Here is a 14,037-nt window from a genome sequence, read left to right as displayed (position 1 = left end):
TTTACGTACTGGTCCCCGTGGGGGCAGTGCACGGGATCTAGCGCGCGCCACGGGACACTCGCCGTACTGCCATGCCACGGGATGACGTACGGCACTGCGGTTGTTGACGGAGGTGTCGGTGCTGCGCTTCGCGTTAGCGCGTTACCCGTGTACGTTAACCGATTGACGTACACGATGGCAGCGAAGCGTCTCGGAAGTGGGTGGCAGTGGTGGTGGCGTATCTGGATGCGGCGGCAACGACCCGGGTCGATCCCCGGGTGGCGGAGGTAGTGCTCCACTGGATGACCGAAGACTTCGGGAACGCTGGCAGCCGCACGCATGAGTACGGAGCGCGCGCTAAGAAGGCAGTTCAGGAAGCCCGGGCGTTCCTCGCTGGGACGGTCGGAGCGAAGACCGAGGAGGTCATCTTCACCAGCGGGGCGACCGAATCCAACAACATCGCCCTCCTAGGGCTAGTTCCGCATGGGGAGAAGCACCAGCGTCGGCACATCATCACCTCTGCCATCGAGCACAAGGCGGTCATCGAGCCACTCTTGCACCTGCAGAGCAAGGGCTTCGAGGTGGACTTCCTTGAGCCTGGTCCAAAGGGCCGCGTCACCACCAAGGCCGTGCTTGACAAGCTACGGCCGGACACTCTCCTGGTCTCGCTGATGCACGTGAACAACGAAACTGGCGTGATCCAGCCCGTCGCCGAGCTCGCTGAGGAGCTGCGCGAGACGCAAACGTTCCTGCATGTGGACGCCGCTCAGGGCTACGGGAAGATCCCGCAGGATCTTAAGGCTCCTATCGACCTGATCAGCATCAGTGGTCACAAGATCGGGGCTCCCAAGGGGGTAGGTGCCCTGGTGACCCGCCGTCGCGGCTGGGAGAAGATTCCGCTGGCGCCGATCATGTTCGGAGGCGGCCAGGAACGGAAGCTTCGCCCGGGTACCCTTGCCGTGCCACTGATCATGGGGCTTTACGAGGCAGCCAAAGTCTTCCAAGAGGGTCGCGAACGCTGGGAGCGAGATGCCCGCGCCATGCGTGAGTGCATGCTCACTGCCCTCAGCAAGACGCGCTTCCGCATCAACGGTGATCCGGATCACTCTGTGCCGCATATCCTGAACGTGACTTTCGAGGATTTGAACGCTGAAGCGCTGATCGTAAGGTTGAAGGACCAGGTCGCCGTCGCGACGGGATCGGCTTGCACCAGCGCCTCATATACGCCGAGCCACGTCCTGACTGCCATGGGCCTGCCGGAGGAGGTTGCCAACAACGGGCTGCGCTTCTCGTGGTTTCCCAGCCAGGTCGCGGACTTCAACCCCGAGGATCTGGCCGCAGCCATCGTTCGGATGCAGCCCGCTGCTGCCTGAGACCACCCACAATCACTGCGCTGCGCGGCGCACCAGACGGTGCCCGCGTAGCGTACGTCCGCACCTGATCAGCTCAGCCTTCCAACCGTTCTCGGTGCCGATGATGTGAGGATTCTCGTAGAGACCCGCTTTGACCTCGGCCTCAGTGAGACGGCGGTAGCGGGGCGCATCACGATCGTCAGGCGCCAGGAACTCATGCTTGCGGTGGAGTACAGGCCGATTCGTGGAGTTCACGTACGACAGGTGGGAGGTTTCTAGTGACTGGAGGTCCACCATGTAGGAGGACCGGATGCGTGGATGCGGGTCGGTGTCGAAGTCCGGGTAGTCGAGCCACGATACGGCGCGGCCCTGGTGCTTCAGTTTGACCACCGTCCACTCCTGCGGGCGTCCAGCTGCGATCGACGCACAGTGCTCGTAGAGCCTCAGCACCGTGGGCATCTGGTCGACCGCACGCTGGTGTACGTACAATGCCGTTGGTGTCAGCTTTCCGACCTGCGAAGCGTTCATCGCTCCTCGGATGTAACCGTCGTCGCGGAGCTTGAGGAGCAGCCGGTCAGAGCGTCTACAAGCCTCTTTGTAGGACGTGAAGAAGGCACGTACATCGAGTTGCACACTAACCGGAAGGCTGCTGAAGGGTCCGCGCCCGTTGAAAAGCTCCACAGCCAAGTACAGAAGCGTGTTCAGAGTCGAGCGCTTCGCCCCTTCCTCGGCCTTCTCCTGGTCAGCGGAGTCACGGACGAGTCTCTTGAGTTCGTTCGGTTTGAAATGGGCAAGGAGTTCGGCCGTCGTACGCGGCACCTCATCAATCCTGGGTAGCCGGCCACGTCGTTCAACGTAGTCTACGAGCGCTGTGATCGCCGATGCCGTGTCTTCGGAAGCGAGCCACGCGGCATCTGGAACGATGCGCTGGGCGAGGTAGCTGAGACGTGCAGCGTCGTCTCTGAACGCATAGACAATGCCAGGGGCAGCCGAGACAACCCGAGCGCCGGTGACTTCCTCAACGTAGGAACGCAATTCGCTGGAACCGTAGAGGTGTTGGAAGGTCTGCCGACTGGTGCGCAGTCCGTCGCCGAACACCTCGCCCTTGACCTTGGACTTCTCCCAGGTCAGCCGCGCCGAAACGACCAGGACCGTTGTCGACAGTTCCCAGGCCCGCTTCAACGTCTCTCGGCGCTCTACCGGGTCCTCAATGACGTTCAGGACGTACGTAAGGAGGACCACCGACGATGGTTCAAGTCGCTTTTCAGGCTGGTAGTACGGATCCCAACCGATGATGTTGCAATCGAGCCGTTCCAAGGCTCGGACATCATCGCCCCGGCCACAGCCGTAGTCGAGGATCGTTCGGTCTGGGGTGAGCTGTCTATCAGCGAGCGCTTGACGCGCGGGGACGGACAAGTTGGCGCGGCTGATAGCCGTACGACGCCGATCGCTGTTCCAGGTCTGCTGCATCGAGCCTCACTGCGTCTCTCCTGCTGGAGGTCAGCGTAGTCGGGTGAACAACGTGTCGCAGATGGTCACCAAAGGTGCTGTGCTCGGTGACGCGTCTCCAAGCCGACCGATTTCTCCCGTGGTCCAACGCTGACCTGCTATTGACGCTGAGGCGTCCTTGACCAAGGTCCGTGAGGGCTGTTCCGCTAGAAGGGTTGGGGCGTCGGACTCGGGGGTTGCCTTCGTGACCAGGTCGGTTTGCGGTGTGTGGTATCTCGTCAGCGGCACCGGGGCGGAATCGGCCGCTCCCCCGGCCGCTGGGGACCGCACGTGAGACTCCGGCGCGGGATCGCTATCGCCGTCGTCGCCGGCGGGAGCGCTGTGACCACGCTGCTGGTCGGGCTCGTTACGAACGCCGCTTCCGATGAGTCTCAGTGGCCCGGCTGGCTGGGATGGTTACAGGAGCACGCCTGGTTCTCGTTTCTCGTGCTGGGCGTGGCGATGGCAGGGCTGACGGCCCTGCTCACAGCTCTGTCCGAGACGCGGGAGCCGGGACGTCCGCCTGCACCGACCGGGCGAGCAGAAGATGGAGCGGGGCCACCGGGGGCCGCCCAGGTGCTGCGGTCGTTGCCACGCGACACCGCCGCCTTCACCGATCGAGGCGCGGAGCTGGAGCGACTGGTGGGTGCAGTGCGGGCCTCGCAGGAGCGTGGCGAGGGGCTGCCCGTTCACGTGATCGACGGCATGCCAGGTGTCGGGAAGACGACCTTCGCCGTGCACGCGGGGCACTTGCTCTCCGAGCGGTTCCCCGACGGACAGCTCTTCGTGAATCTCAACGGGCACACGCCGGGGCGCACTCCGGTGCAGGCCGGCGAGGCGCTGGCCTCGCTTCTCGCGGCCGCCGGCGTGCCGACGCAGCAGATTCCCGTCGGTGATGACGTCGGAGCGGTCACGGAGGCCCGGGCGGCCATGTGGCGGAGCAGGCTCGCGGACAAGAAGGCGCTGCTGATTCTCGACAACGCGGCCAGCTACCGACAACTGGAGCCGCTGCTCCCCGGTGGGAGCGGGTGCCTTGTGTTGGTGACCAGCCGCAAGCGGCTGGTGGCGAACGAGGAGGTGGTCATGTCGGTGGACGCGCTTCCACCGGATCACGCGGTCGAACTCTTCGTGCGGCTCAGTGGGCGGCCGGCCGACGCTCTCGGCCGGGGTGTGGTGGACGAGTTGGTGCGGCTGTGCGGGTGTCTACCGTTGGGGGTGTCGCTTCTCGCGGCACGGTTGCGGCACCATCCGTCCTGGAGCGCCGAGGACCTGCGCGGGCGGCTGGTGGCGGCGCGGGACCGGCTGGGAGAGCTGCGCGCCGGGGAACGCGCCGTCACCGCGACGTTCGATCTCTCCTATCGGGATCTCGCGCCGGAGCGGCAGCGCTTCTTCCGGCGGCTCGGGTTCTTCCCCGGCACCGATCTCGACCCGCAGGTCGGTGCGGCACTTGGCGAGGTCTCGGTCGTGGTAGCACGGCGGCACCTTGAGGCGCTCTACGACGACCACCTGATCGACGAGCAACCGGGGAGTCGCTACCGACTGCACGATCTCTTGCGCGACTACGCTCGCGGTCTCGCCGCCGAGGGAGACAGCATGGATCACGTACAGGCCGTCCAGCGTGTGTGCACCTACTACCTGGCCGCTCTCGCCGTCGCGAACGGGCACATCGTGCGCAGCGGAGCCGCGGTGCCACCGGCGCCGGACGACGCCTCGCGGGTGGAGACACCGGTCCTGGAGTCGCGGTCGGATGCCCTGAGCTGGCTGGAGACCGAACGGGCCAACATCTTGGCCTGCGTCCGGCGGGCGAACGGCCTCGCCCTGTACGACCTCGTGGTCCGGCTCGCCGCGGCCATGGCGCCCTTCCTGCGCCAGGCCGGCCCCTGGGACCAGGCCGTAGGGCTCCACCGGACCGCCGCCGAGGCCACCCGCCACACAGGCGACCAGCGGGCGCGGGGTGACGCTCTCGCCGAGCTGGGTGTCGTACGCCGCTTCATGGCCGCCTACCCACAGGCGATCGAGGCCCTGAACGACGCCGTGACGGCGTACGAAGCAGTCGACGACCGGCGCGGCAAGGCGGACGCACTCAACCAGCTCGGCATCGTCTGGTACCTGACCGCGGACAACGAGGACGCGGCCCGCGCCCAGACCGAGGCCCTCGCCCTCTACCGAGAGCTGGGGTACCGGCTCGGGCAGGCGAACGCGCTCGCGGATCTCGGCATGACACACCGGCAGATGAGCCGGTTCAACGCTGCGGTGGAGGCCCAGAGCGAGGCCCTGGCGATCTACCGAGAACTGGGTGACCGGTACGGGGAGGCGAATTCCCTGCGGGACCTGGGTGTCGCGCACTGCCTCATGGGCGCGTACGACCTGGCCGCGCGGCATCACCAGGAAGCGTTCGACATCTACCTGGAGCTGGACGACCGTGTGCACCAGGCTTACGCGCTGAACGAATTGGGTGTCGTCCGACGGCTGACCGGAGACATCGAGGGAGCGCGGACGGCACACAGCCAGGCCCTGACGCACTTCACCGAGCTCGGTGAACGGTTCGGCCGCGCGAACAGCATCCGCCACCTTGGCGTCGTGGAGCGTGTGACCGGGGATGCGACGGAGGCGATCCGGCTTCTGGAGGAAGTCCTGGACACCTACCGCGAGCTCGGCAGCCGCGGAGGTGAGGCCGCCTCGCTGAGCGAGCTGGGCGTGGCGCGGGGCATCAGCGGTGAGCGCGACGGCGCGATCGAGGCGTTCCAACGCGGTTTGGAGATCCTGCGGGACCTGGGCGACCGGTGCGGCCAGGCAGAGCTACTGAACCACTGGGGGATGCTGCTGTTCACCTCCGATGAGGCGACGGCGGCGCGTCGGCACTTCGACCAGGCGCTCACGCTCGCGCAGGACATCCGCTGCCCGCTGGAGGAGGCGCGAGCGCTGGAAGGCATCGGCCGCTGCGACTGGACGATTGACGGGCCTGGTCACGGCATGGGCTCGCTGCGAGCCGCCGTGACCGTGTACCGGAGATTGGGAGTGAGCGTGGCCGCTGATGACATCGAACGGTTGTTGGTGCCGCGGTCCGGTTGACGCCGACCATGTGGCCGAATTTCCTGTGCCAGGTGGGTGGTTGAGGATGCTACGTTTCCGGCTGATCTGTCGCTTCAACCCCGTCGCACCTTGCCGCCTCCGGCAGGTACCTTACGAGGAGCGTTGAATGCCGTCACCCACGTCCGTCACCGAACCACGCACCATCACGCCCGTCGGCCCGGCGACGGCGGCCGGCACCGCCGTCCTGTACCGCGTGGCCGCCCGTGTCCGGCAGCGGCTGGAGGCCGAGGAGGGCGCGACGGGCCGGGTCGGTGACGGTACCCACGCGGCCTCGCTCATCTGGCCCTGGCCGCTGTAAGCACCTCCGCTCGATGACAGAACCCGAAGGCCCCGTTCCTTTCCGGACGTTCATCCTGAAGGTCGCCAACCGCTGCAACATCGACTGCGATTATTGCTTCGTCTTCAACTCCAGGGACCAGACAGCGCGGCGCCTGCCCGCCCGAATGGACCTCGCTGTGGCGAGGGCCGCAGCCCGGCGGATCGGTGAGCACGCCACCGCGCACGGCCTTCGGACCATCCACGTTGTACTGCACGGCGGGGAGCCGCTTCTCGTCGGCGTCGGGCACATGGCCGGGCTGCTGGAGGTCGTCCGGGACGCCGCGCCGGCCGGGACCCGGGTCCTCTTCGAGCTCCAGACCAACGGGACTCTTCTGTCCGGTGCCTGGCTGGACCTCTTCGAGCGGTACGAGGTCGCGGTCGGAGTCAGCCTCGACGGGCCGCCACCTGCGAATGACCGGCACCGGCTGACCCACGCCGGGCGGTCGAGCGCCGGCTCCGCCGTGCGCGGCATCGAACTCCTGCGGTCGCGGCCGCACCTGTTCGCGGGGCTGCTCGCTGTCGTGGACCTGGCCAACGACCCCGTGGAGGTCCACGACTACCTGGCGGCGTTCGAACCACCCGTGATCGACTTCGGCCTGCCGCACGCGACCCACGACGACCCGCCGCACCGCTCCGACCCGAGTGTGCCCGAGTACGGGCTGTGGATGAGCAGGGTGTACGACGCCTGGCTCGCCCGGCCCGAGTACGAGCACAGCGTCCGGATGCTGGAGGACATCGTGGCCCTCAGCTCTGGCGTGCGCGGTTCGGTGGAGACGCTCGGCCTGGCCCCGCCGATGAGTGTCGTGATCGAGTCCGACGGCTCCATCGAGGCCGTGGACACCCTGCGGTCGGTCGAGGAGGGTGCCTCCTGGCTCGGGCTCGACGTCCTCCGCCACTCTTTCGACGACGCGCTGTCGCATCCGAAGCTGCTGCACCGGCAGCACGGCAGGGATGCGCTCGCCGAGCAGTGCCGTGCCTGCCCGCTCGTGGACGTGTGCGGTGGTGGCTACCTCCCGCACCGCTTCAGCGAAGCCCAGGGCTACCGGAATCCGTCTGTCTACTGCGCGGACCTGGAGTACCTCATCCGACACGTCCAGGGTTCCCTGCGGCAGCACGGCTGGAACCCGTATGCGCAGGCCGCCTCGCCGCCGTAGACGCGTGTGCCGTACCGCCAGGAGGGGATCACGCGTTGGAACGAACGAGTCCAGCAGCGACAGAAGCAATCGAGGAAGGACCGGAGGCGCCGATGACCGTGACGATCCGTCCCGCGGAGAAGCGGGACGTCCCGGCCGTGGCCGAGCTGATCGAGGAGATCGAGCGGTTCTACGGCGCGACCGACACCAGTATCCAGCCGCTGGAGGAACGCCGAACCCAGGTCGAGGAAGCGCTGTTCGGCTCGCCGCCGCTGGCCTCCGCACTGCTCGTGGAGGACGAGACCGGGGACATCATCGGACTCGCCGCCTACTCGTTCCTCTGGCCGGCCGCCGGCTCCTCGCACTCCTTGTTCCTCAAGGAGCTTTACGTCCGTGACACGCTCCGACGGCAGGGCATCGGTGCTCGCCTCATGGACGAACTCCGCGCCATCGCTGCCGCACGTCCCGGGTGCAGCCGCGTGGAATGGATGACCGACAGCGACAACCCGGGGGCACGGGCCTTCTACAAGTCACTCGGCTTCACCGAGTTCGACGGGAAGATCGTCTATCGGGTCGACTCCAGCACCGGGTGAGGGTGGTACGAGGCCAGTGGAAGTAGAGCGCTGCGACGAGTGCGGCAGCAAAATCGTCATCGGGCTCGGATGCGAGTGTCCGCCGGGCTCGTCCGCGTCGGCGTCGGCGACCCCGCGTTCGGTGAGTACGTTCGTGAGGACGGAGTGGCGTACTCACCCGGAGGACACAATCCTGATCTCCCCGGCCCAGTGCGCGCACAGGCCGGGATGGTGCGACCACATGACCGAGGACGACGTACAGCCGCCGCGCTGGGGGTGGATCCCGAATCCTCCTCCCGGGCTCTGGGAGCGGTTGAGCAGTGTTTCTCCGGCGACCGCCACCGCGGGCAATCCGAGGCGGCGGGCCGTGCGACGGTGCACCACCTGTGAGGCGAACCTCGCGCAGGGCTGACCACCGTGCTGCGACAACGCTCTGTTCTCGCTCGGTGGGCGCGGCCTCACCCGTCAACGGCCACGCCCACCTGCGTCAGGATCAGTAGGCGATGACGAGCCGCACGGAGGGCCGGTCGATCAAGGCTCCGTCGGCGAGATCGCTGTCCGGTGTGTCCGCGGGGTAGGCCGTGACCACCGGTTCGGCGGTCCGGGCCGGGCTCCAGGCGCGGATCTGCGCGCAGATCCGCTCGGCGAGATCGGCGCCGGCAGGGCCGTAGCCGACGGCTCCCAGCCGGAACCGGGGCTCTGCCCCCGGGTCTTCGGCGATCCGCTCCAGAGTGAGGTACGCGATGGAGTCGCCCTCGACGAGGGCGGGGCTCAGGGCAGGTGAGGCGGGGCGGTGGAGACCAGCCTCCATCGCTGCGGGCTTCGCTGTGATACGGCAGGTCGCTCGCTCCGTGGCGCTCAGCCGTAGCCAGACACCGTCGAACGACTCGGCGGGTCCGACCGTCACATCGGTCCAAGCGACCGACTTCGATTGGGTGAGCGCGTCGCGCAGGAGGTCCAAGGCAATCGACTGGTCCTCATCCCAGTAGAGCCTGACGAGCCGGTCGTCGTCGATGTAGTCGTTCCGCTCCCCGTCCTGGCCGATCACTGGGAGGAAGCCGCACATCTTGACGGAGTCGGACCGCATCCGCCTCTCCTCGCGTTGGAAGGCCACGGCCCTGGAAAGTCCGCGCCATCGCAGTGGGACTACGAGGCGTCCGCCGACGGCGAGCTGGTCCCACCAGGCACCGGGGAGGTCCCACATACCGACCGTGGCGATCATTCGGTCGTAGGGGCTGAACTCCGGGGCGCCGAGGGCGCCGTCCCTCGTGACCACACGAACGTCGTCGTATCCGTTCGCGTCCAGCATCCGGCGGGCGTAGGCGGTCACGTCGGGGTCGATGTCGCATGTGGTGACCTGTCCGGACTTCCCGGTGAGGTGCTTGAGCAGGGCGGCGTTGTAGCCGGTGCCAGCCCCGATCTCGAAGACGTTGTCGCCTTCGCGGACCGTGAGCTGGACCAGCATGAAGTGCACGACGTCGGGCTGGGAGGCGCAGCTCAGCGGGAGGGCGTCCTCGTCAGGGTTCTCCTTGATCGTCACGCTCTTGTTGGCGTACGCCTCCTCAGGGGGAGCGTCGGGGAGGAAGGCATGGCGGGGTACGGTCCGCATGGCGGTTTCGACGCGCGCGTCGCGGAGGCCGGAGATGTCCTCCTTCACGATGGCGTCGACCAGGCGGTTGCGCAGATCCTCGGGGGAGGCGCCAGGATTGGTGTTCATCGCGTCCTTCTGGAAGGTGCCCGGCCGTGCGTGCGGCAGGGGCAGATCGTACTCATTTGTTCTGGTGCGCGGGTGCGGGTGGCGGCTTCATTTCGTCAGAAGCAGGCAGCGGTCCCAGGGGGCGGTGATCGCCGTGTTGACGGGGTCGGTGAGACGGACCAGGTGGATGCCTGCCGTGCCGTCCATCAGGCCGGCGCCGTCCGGCAGTCCGCGGTGGTCCAAGTGCTCGTTGAGCCGGGCGTTCAGGCGGGGTAGATGCGACGCGAGTTCGTCGTCGATGGCGTCGGCGGCGGCACGGGAGACGGTCCGTATGAGCCCCGCCCAGCCGTGGCAGAGCGATGCGTCGGTGAGCTGGGCGAGCTGCTGGTCGTCGGCCAGGCATCCGGCCAGGGCCTGCTCGGCTTGGCGTTGCCGGTCACGGTCGCCGAGAGCGAGGCCGGCGAGTTGTTGGGCGCGGGCGATGCCGGGGGTGCCGTAACACCAGGACGGGCGTCTCGGTCCTGGGCGCTGCAGCTCGCCACGTCGGTGTTCGGCTCGGGTGATCAGGTCCGGCCACCAGACGCGCGAGCCGGTGCCGGTGCGCCACCGGTCGAACCAGTCGCAGATCCGGTTGATGGCTTGCGTCTGTCCGGGCACCCTGTGGCCGTGGCGCCGTGCCATAGCCAGCAGCGCCAGTGGCCCAGCAATGCCGTGGGCGAGGCCGAAGTTGCCGTGTCCGCCGGGCCATCGCGGCGACGGTCGTAGATCGGGGCTGTCGCTGGTCCACCACCCGGGCAGATGTTGCGCTTCGATGATGACCGGTTCCGTCAGCCGCACCATGTAGGCGAGCACGTCCTGAAGTTCCGTCTTGTGGCCGCGGTGCAGGTGGTACACGCCCAACCCGGTCAGTCCGCTGATGAGGTCGTACTCACCCAGGGTGGGCAACGCGCCACGATCGATGCGGGCGTGTGCCCGCTTGAGTCGTTGGTGTGTGACATCGGCGAGGTGTGTGTCCAGGGTCGCCAGGGCGCGAGTGGCGGTGTTCGTGTGCGTGAAGCTGAGGACGTACGCGACGGCTGGGGCGCCCTCGTACAGACCGCATGCTTCGGGGGCGGCCTGGATCGGGCCCTTGACCATGGCGGCGGCCCACGGCCGGAGCGCGTCCCTGTCATCTTCGCCGGTGTAAGCCCTGACGGCGTGCAGTAGGGCGACTCCCGCCGCGCCCGAGTACAGCGACTGGCCCCAGCCGGGTCTGGTGGGTGTGGGCGGTGCATCGTGATTCATCAGCGCTTCTCCCCCGGCCAGGCGGCCCACGCTACGGCGGACTGACGGGCCAGGCGGCGGCAGATCCTCTCGTCCTCCCGGTCCAAGCCGCGCAGGCGGTTGTGGTGCATGTGCAGCAGGGACTCCAGGACGGAGTCGATGTCCATGCCCTCGGCGAGGCGCTCGCGATACAGGGCCAGGGCCACGGCGCGGCGGTGCCACGTGTTGGCGACCGCTTCGCCCCAGCCGCGGGTCCGAGGCGTTGTGCGGCGAACGAGTTCGATGGCCTGGTCGCTGACGCCTCGCTCGACGCGAGCCGTAGGCACGGGGCGATTCGCCAGCCACTGCATGCCCTCGTCGGGGCCGAGCAAGCCGCAGGCGATGTCCACCATGCCGGCCGCGGCCAGCGCGCGTCCGTCGATGCCGTCGGCTCCCAGGCTCTGCAGGACGGCAAGGACGTAGGCCGAGTCGGCCGTGAACACCGCCTCGGCACTGCGCAGGGCGGCGCCGGGGCCGTACCGGCCGATCTCCGGGGTGTACGTGTCGAATACGAGCCTGCTGCTGAGCCCCTCGCGGCGCAGCCCGGCGGCCCATCCGGCGACCAGCTCGGTGCAGGCGGCGTACTGCCCCGGGCTGCGGGTGCGGATGCGCAGACGCAGGTGGTCGAAGTCGTTCGGGGTGCGGTATCGGACGAACCACCACTCGGGTGTGCTCGGGAGTTGGGCCACGAGCCGGGCGAGGTGAGTGCCGATCAGCTCCTCGAACTGTTCGGGATGACTGTAGATCTTGGCGTTCAGCCAGGGCGCCTGCACCGCCCCCGGTACGGGTCCGAGGGTCCCGTTGGTGAGCACGGGGAGGAAGCCGGAAAGCGGGTCGGGTATCGGCGGGCGAGTGCTGGTCATCGGCAGGGCGATCTCGTGGACGTGTCCGCCGATCCAGCCATAGGTATCCTCGGCCGGCGCCTCCGTGAGCACGGCATGGGCTTCCTGGTCCAGGTGGGCGCGCAGGACGGTGGCGTGGGCGGGCACGTCGAGCTGCAGCCGCCGTGTCCGGTCGTCCTCCCGCAACTCGACGGCACCGTGGCAGTGCCACAACTTCCGCCACCGGCCGAGGGCGTCGGCCCACTCCCGCACGTCCGCGCCGCGGCTTGGAAGGTCGTCGGCGGTCAGGTTCCAGCGGCTAGGAGAGAGGATCACGCGCCCATAGCGGACGCGCGGCAGGAACGGCAGCCGTGCACCGTGCGGCCCCCAGTCGAAGCCCGTCCAGGCAGGGCCGAAGGAGCGGGTCATGTGTGCCAGGAACCGGGCCAGGGGCGGGGGTTGCTTGTCCAGGGCCATGGCATGGAAGACCTGCGGGTCCACCAGGCGACGGCGGGAGATGCTGACCAGGTACAGGCGGGTGTGCGTGGCCGTGACCGCGAGGTCGTCTACGTCGATGAGCGTCGGCGAGCTGTCGTCGGGGCTGCGGTGCTCGCCCAACGGGATCACGTGTGGGAGATAGGCGGGGATGCGGGCGACGTTCTCTGTGTGCGGGTACAGGGGTGGGAAGGAGAGCTGCGCGGTCAGCGCGTTCTCGACGCCCGTGGGAACTCGGCGGTAGATCTCGTCGAGTCCCGTGCCGGTGGCGACCGGAGTGAACCGGGAGGTCAGCGTGCCCGCGGCGCGAGCCGGTGTCACCGTGAGCGTGAAGTCCCCGCGCTGCAGGGCGGAGAGGCTGTCGGCGTGCAGGCGCGCGCACATCTCCACGTGGGGCGGTGCCTCCTGCCCAGTCAGCGCCTCGCCGGCCAGGCGGTCGATCAGGTCGTCGGTGAGGACGATCTCCCTGCTGCCGTCGGCCAATGCCTGCCAGGCAAGTGCCAACAGCCGCTCGTCGCGCTCCAAAACTGCTGGTGGCGGTTGGGTCATGCGGCTGCCAGGGTATTCGGCCGGATAACCCAGCCCGGACGCCGGGTCGACGACCTCCTTCACCGGCACGAGCGTGCCGGTGCCGTACCGCTCCCAGAACGCGACCTGGTACTCCTTCCACACACCCTGGCCTGCCGGTCGGCGCGTAAGCCGCAGCAGGGCGTCGGCAGCCCTCTCCATCTCGAGCGCGACGCTCTCGGGGATCCGCACCTCGGCGTCAAGCCGCAGGTCGACGGCCAGGGGACTTCGACCTGCGGCGGAGAGCCGACGCAGCTGACCCGTGAGTTTCTCCCGAGCCGACCCTTGCGAGCTCACCGGGCGCCAGTTGTGCTCGTGTACGGCGCGTTGCACCGCTTCCAGCTCGTGCAAAACCCGCGCCGCCTGCGGCACCGCGCCCGCGTCCACGCCATGCAACTGCTCGATCAGATGCGAAAGCGGATCGGTGTCGGTCATCGGCGCGCGCAAACTGGTGATCAAGAACTGCTCGCGCACCAACGCGCCGAGCAGTGTGCCGATGTTCCGCGGCTCGGTTCGGGGGAAGGATGCGGCCAACTGCTCGGCGAGGGCGGCGAAGCGGACCGGCCCGCGCGCGAGGCGCTCGATCACACGTACCGCGCTGGTGCGCCGGACGGTGGCCCCCATCGGTCCGCCGTGCGGGACGTGCAGCCGCCCGCCACGACGCGCCGCCAGGTTGTTGAGGACGACGTCCAGGCGCTCCAGCAGGGCCGGGCACGCCTCCAGGCGGACGATGACGTCGTCCAGCCACTCGGTGTCCACCCGCGCTACGGCCCGGTGGGCGTTTCCCCACCTCGCGTACGGCGTGGAGCCCATGCTGACCGGGGCCACCCCCGCGAAGAGGCCGAACGGAGTCGATCGCCCAGTGGCACGCAGCACGTAGCGGACGGTGGCCATGGCGGCACGCCGGATCTGCTTGGGGCGTGCCGGCTGCCCGGCGCAGATCGCGTCGATCCGCGCGGCGAGACCGCCGCTCGCCTGCCGAACGGCATCGGCGAACCGCGCATCGGCCCACACCTGCTTCAGCCACCTGCCGCACGCGTCCGTGTCAGTCGGATCGGGCCACCATCCCGGCAGACTCGTCAGCGGCATCGCGGCGGCCCGGAGCAGCGCCGCGCCCGTGTGCTGGTAGAGCTTTCCGTCGATTCCCAAGCCATTGCCTCCGTCATCAGTGCTGTGAACGGGCGGGGTCGGGAGCGGCAGCGCCCCCGACCCCGTGCACAA

9 protein-coding genes are annotated in these 14,037 nt (G+C 68.3%); 5 read left to right on the top strand and 4 right to left on the bottom strand.

The window, feature by feature from the left end; genetic code table 11:
- The first annotated feature begins 200 nt into the window (after positions 1-200).
- Positions 201-1,352: a cysteine desulfurase DndA gene (gene dndA / locus ACPT94_RS07040; protein WP_425245405.1), complete on the top strand. Its 1,152-nt coding sequence runs from the start codon at positions 201-203 to the stop codon at positions 1,350-1,352.
- 12 nt (positions 1,353-1,364) lie between these two features.
- On the opposite strand, the gene ACPT94_RS07035 is transcribed toward dndA, so the two are convergent.
- On the bottom strand, positions 1,365-2,801 hold the full coding sequence (locus ACPT94_RS07035) for a DNA phosphorothioation-associated putative methyltransferase (RefSeq protein WP_425245404.1): 1,437 nt from the start codon (positions 2,799-2,801) through the stop codon (positions 1,365-1,367).
- A gap of 309 nt (positions 2,802-3,110) precedes the next feature.
- Here ACPT94_RS07035 and haaT point away from each other — a divergent pair, with 309 nt between their 5' ends.
- The 4 genes from haaT (at position 3,111) to haaN (ending at position 7,956) form a co-directional block, all read left to right on the top strand.
- The gene (haaT, locus tag ACPT94_RS07030) at positions 3,111-5,891 is read left to right on the top strand and encodes a cyclophane-containing RiPP biosynthesis TPR protein HaaT (RefSeq protein WP_425245403.1); all 2,781 of its coding nucleotides are present in this window, start codon (positions 3,111-3,113) and stop codon (positions 5,889-5,891) included.
- Between the two features lie 127 nt (positions 5,892-6,018).
- Positions 6,019-6,210, top strand: coding sequence for a HaaA family cyclophane-containing RiPP peptide (gene haaA, locus ACPT94_RS07025; RefSeq protein ID WP_425245402.1), 192 nt, complete (start codon positions 6,019-6,021; stop codon positions 6,208-6,210).
- A 13-nt stretch (positions 6,211-6,223) separates the two neighbouring features.
- A complete protein-coding gene (locus tag ACPT94_RS07020) occupies positions 6,224-7,384 on the top strand; it encodes an FxsB family cyclophane-forming radical SAM/SPASM peptide maturase (protein ID WP_425245401.1) in 1,161 nt (386 codons plus the stop codon).
- Between the two features lie 92 nt (positions 7,385-7,476).
- On the top strand, positions 7,477-7,956 hold the full coding sequence (gene haaN, locus ACPT94_RS07015; RefSeq protein ID WP_425245400.1) for a cyclophane-containing RiPP N-acetyltransferase HaaN: 480 nt from the start codon (positions 7,477-7,479) through the stop codon (positions 7,954-7,956).
- A gap of 472 nt (positions 7,957-8,428) precedes the next feature.
- Here haaN and fxlM read toward each other — a convergent pair whose 3' ends face one another.
- From fxlM to ACPT94_RS07000, 3 genes are all read right to left on the bottom strand, one after another.
- Positions 8,429-9,652, bottom strand: a complete 1,224-nt coding sequence (gene fxlM / locus ACPT94_RS07010; RefSeq protein WP_425245399.1) for a methyltransferase, FxLD system — start codon at positions 9,650-9,652, stop codon at positions 8,429-8,431.
- A gap of 87 nt (positions 9,653-9,739) precedes the next feature.
- Positions 9,740-10,915 carry a lanthionine synthetase C family protein gene (locus ACPT94_RS07005; protein ID WP_425245398.1) on the bottom strand — a complete coding sequence of 392 codons (1,176 nt, stop codon included), beginning with the start codon at positions 10,913-10,915 and terminating at the stop codon, positions 9,740-9,742.
- Positions 10,915-13,965: a lantibiotic dehydratase gene (locus ACPT94_RS07000; RefSeq protein WP_425245397.1), complete on the bottom strand. Its 3,051-nt coding sequence runs from the start codon at positions 13,963-13,965 to the stop codon at positions 10,915-10,917. Before ACPT94_RS07000 ends, ACPT94_RS07005 begins: the two co-directional genes overlap by 1 nt.
- Positions 13,966-14,037 lie beyond the last annotated feature (72 nt).

The organism is Streptomyces aurantiaciflavus, assembly GCF_049808595.1.
Taxonomy (GTDB): Bacteria; Actinomycetota; Actinomycetes; order Streptomycetales; family Streptomycetaceae; genus Streptomyces.
This window is presented reverse-complemented; position numbering and strand designations above follow the sequence as displayed.

Coding starts and splice junctions, on each gene's coding strand:
- ACPT94_RS07020 (WP_425245401.1), top strand. CDS start 6,224: ATGACAGAACCCGAAGGCCCCGTTCCTTTCCGGACGTTCATCCTGAAG.
- ACPT94_RS07035 (WP_425245404.1), bottom strand. CDS start 2,801: ATGCAGCAGACCTGGAACAGCGATCGGCGTCGTACGGCTATCAGCCGC.
- ACPT94_RS07005 (WP_425245398.1), bottom strand. CDS start 10,915: ATGAATCACGATGCACCGCCCACACCCACCAGACCCGGCTGGGGCCAG.
- fxlM (WP_425245399.1), bottom strand. CDS start 9,652: ATGAACACCAATCCTGGCGCCTCCCCCGAGGATCTGCGCAACCGCCTG.
- haaN (WP_425245400.1), top strand. CDS start 7,477: ATGACCGTGACGATCCGTCCCGCGGAGAAGCGGGACGTCCCGGCCGTG.
- haaA (WP_425245402.1), top strand. CDS start 6,019: ATGCCGTCACCCACGTCCGTCACCGAACCACGCACCATCACGCCCGTC.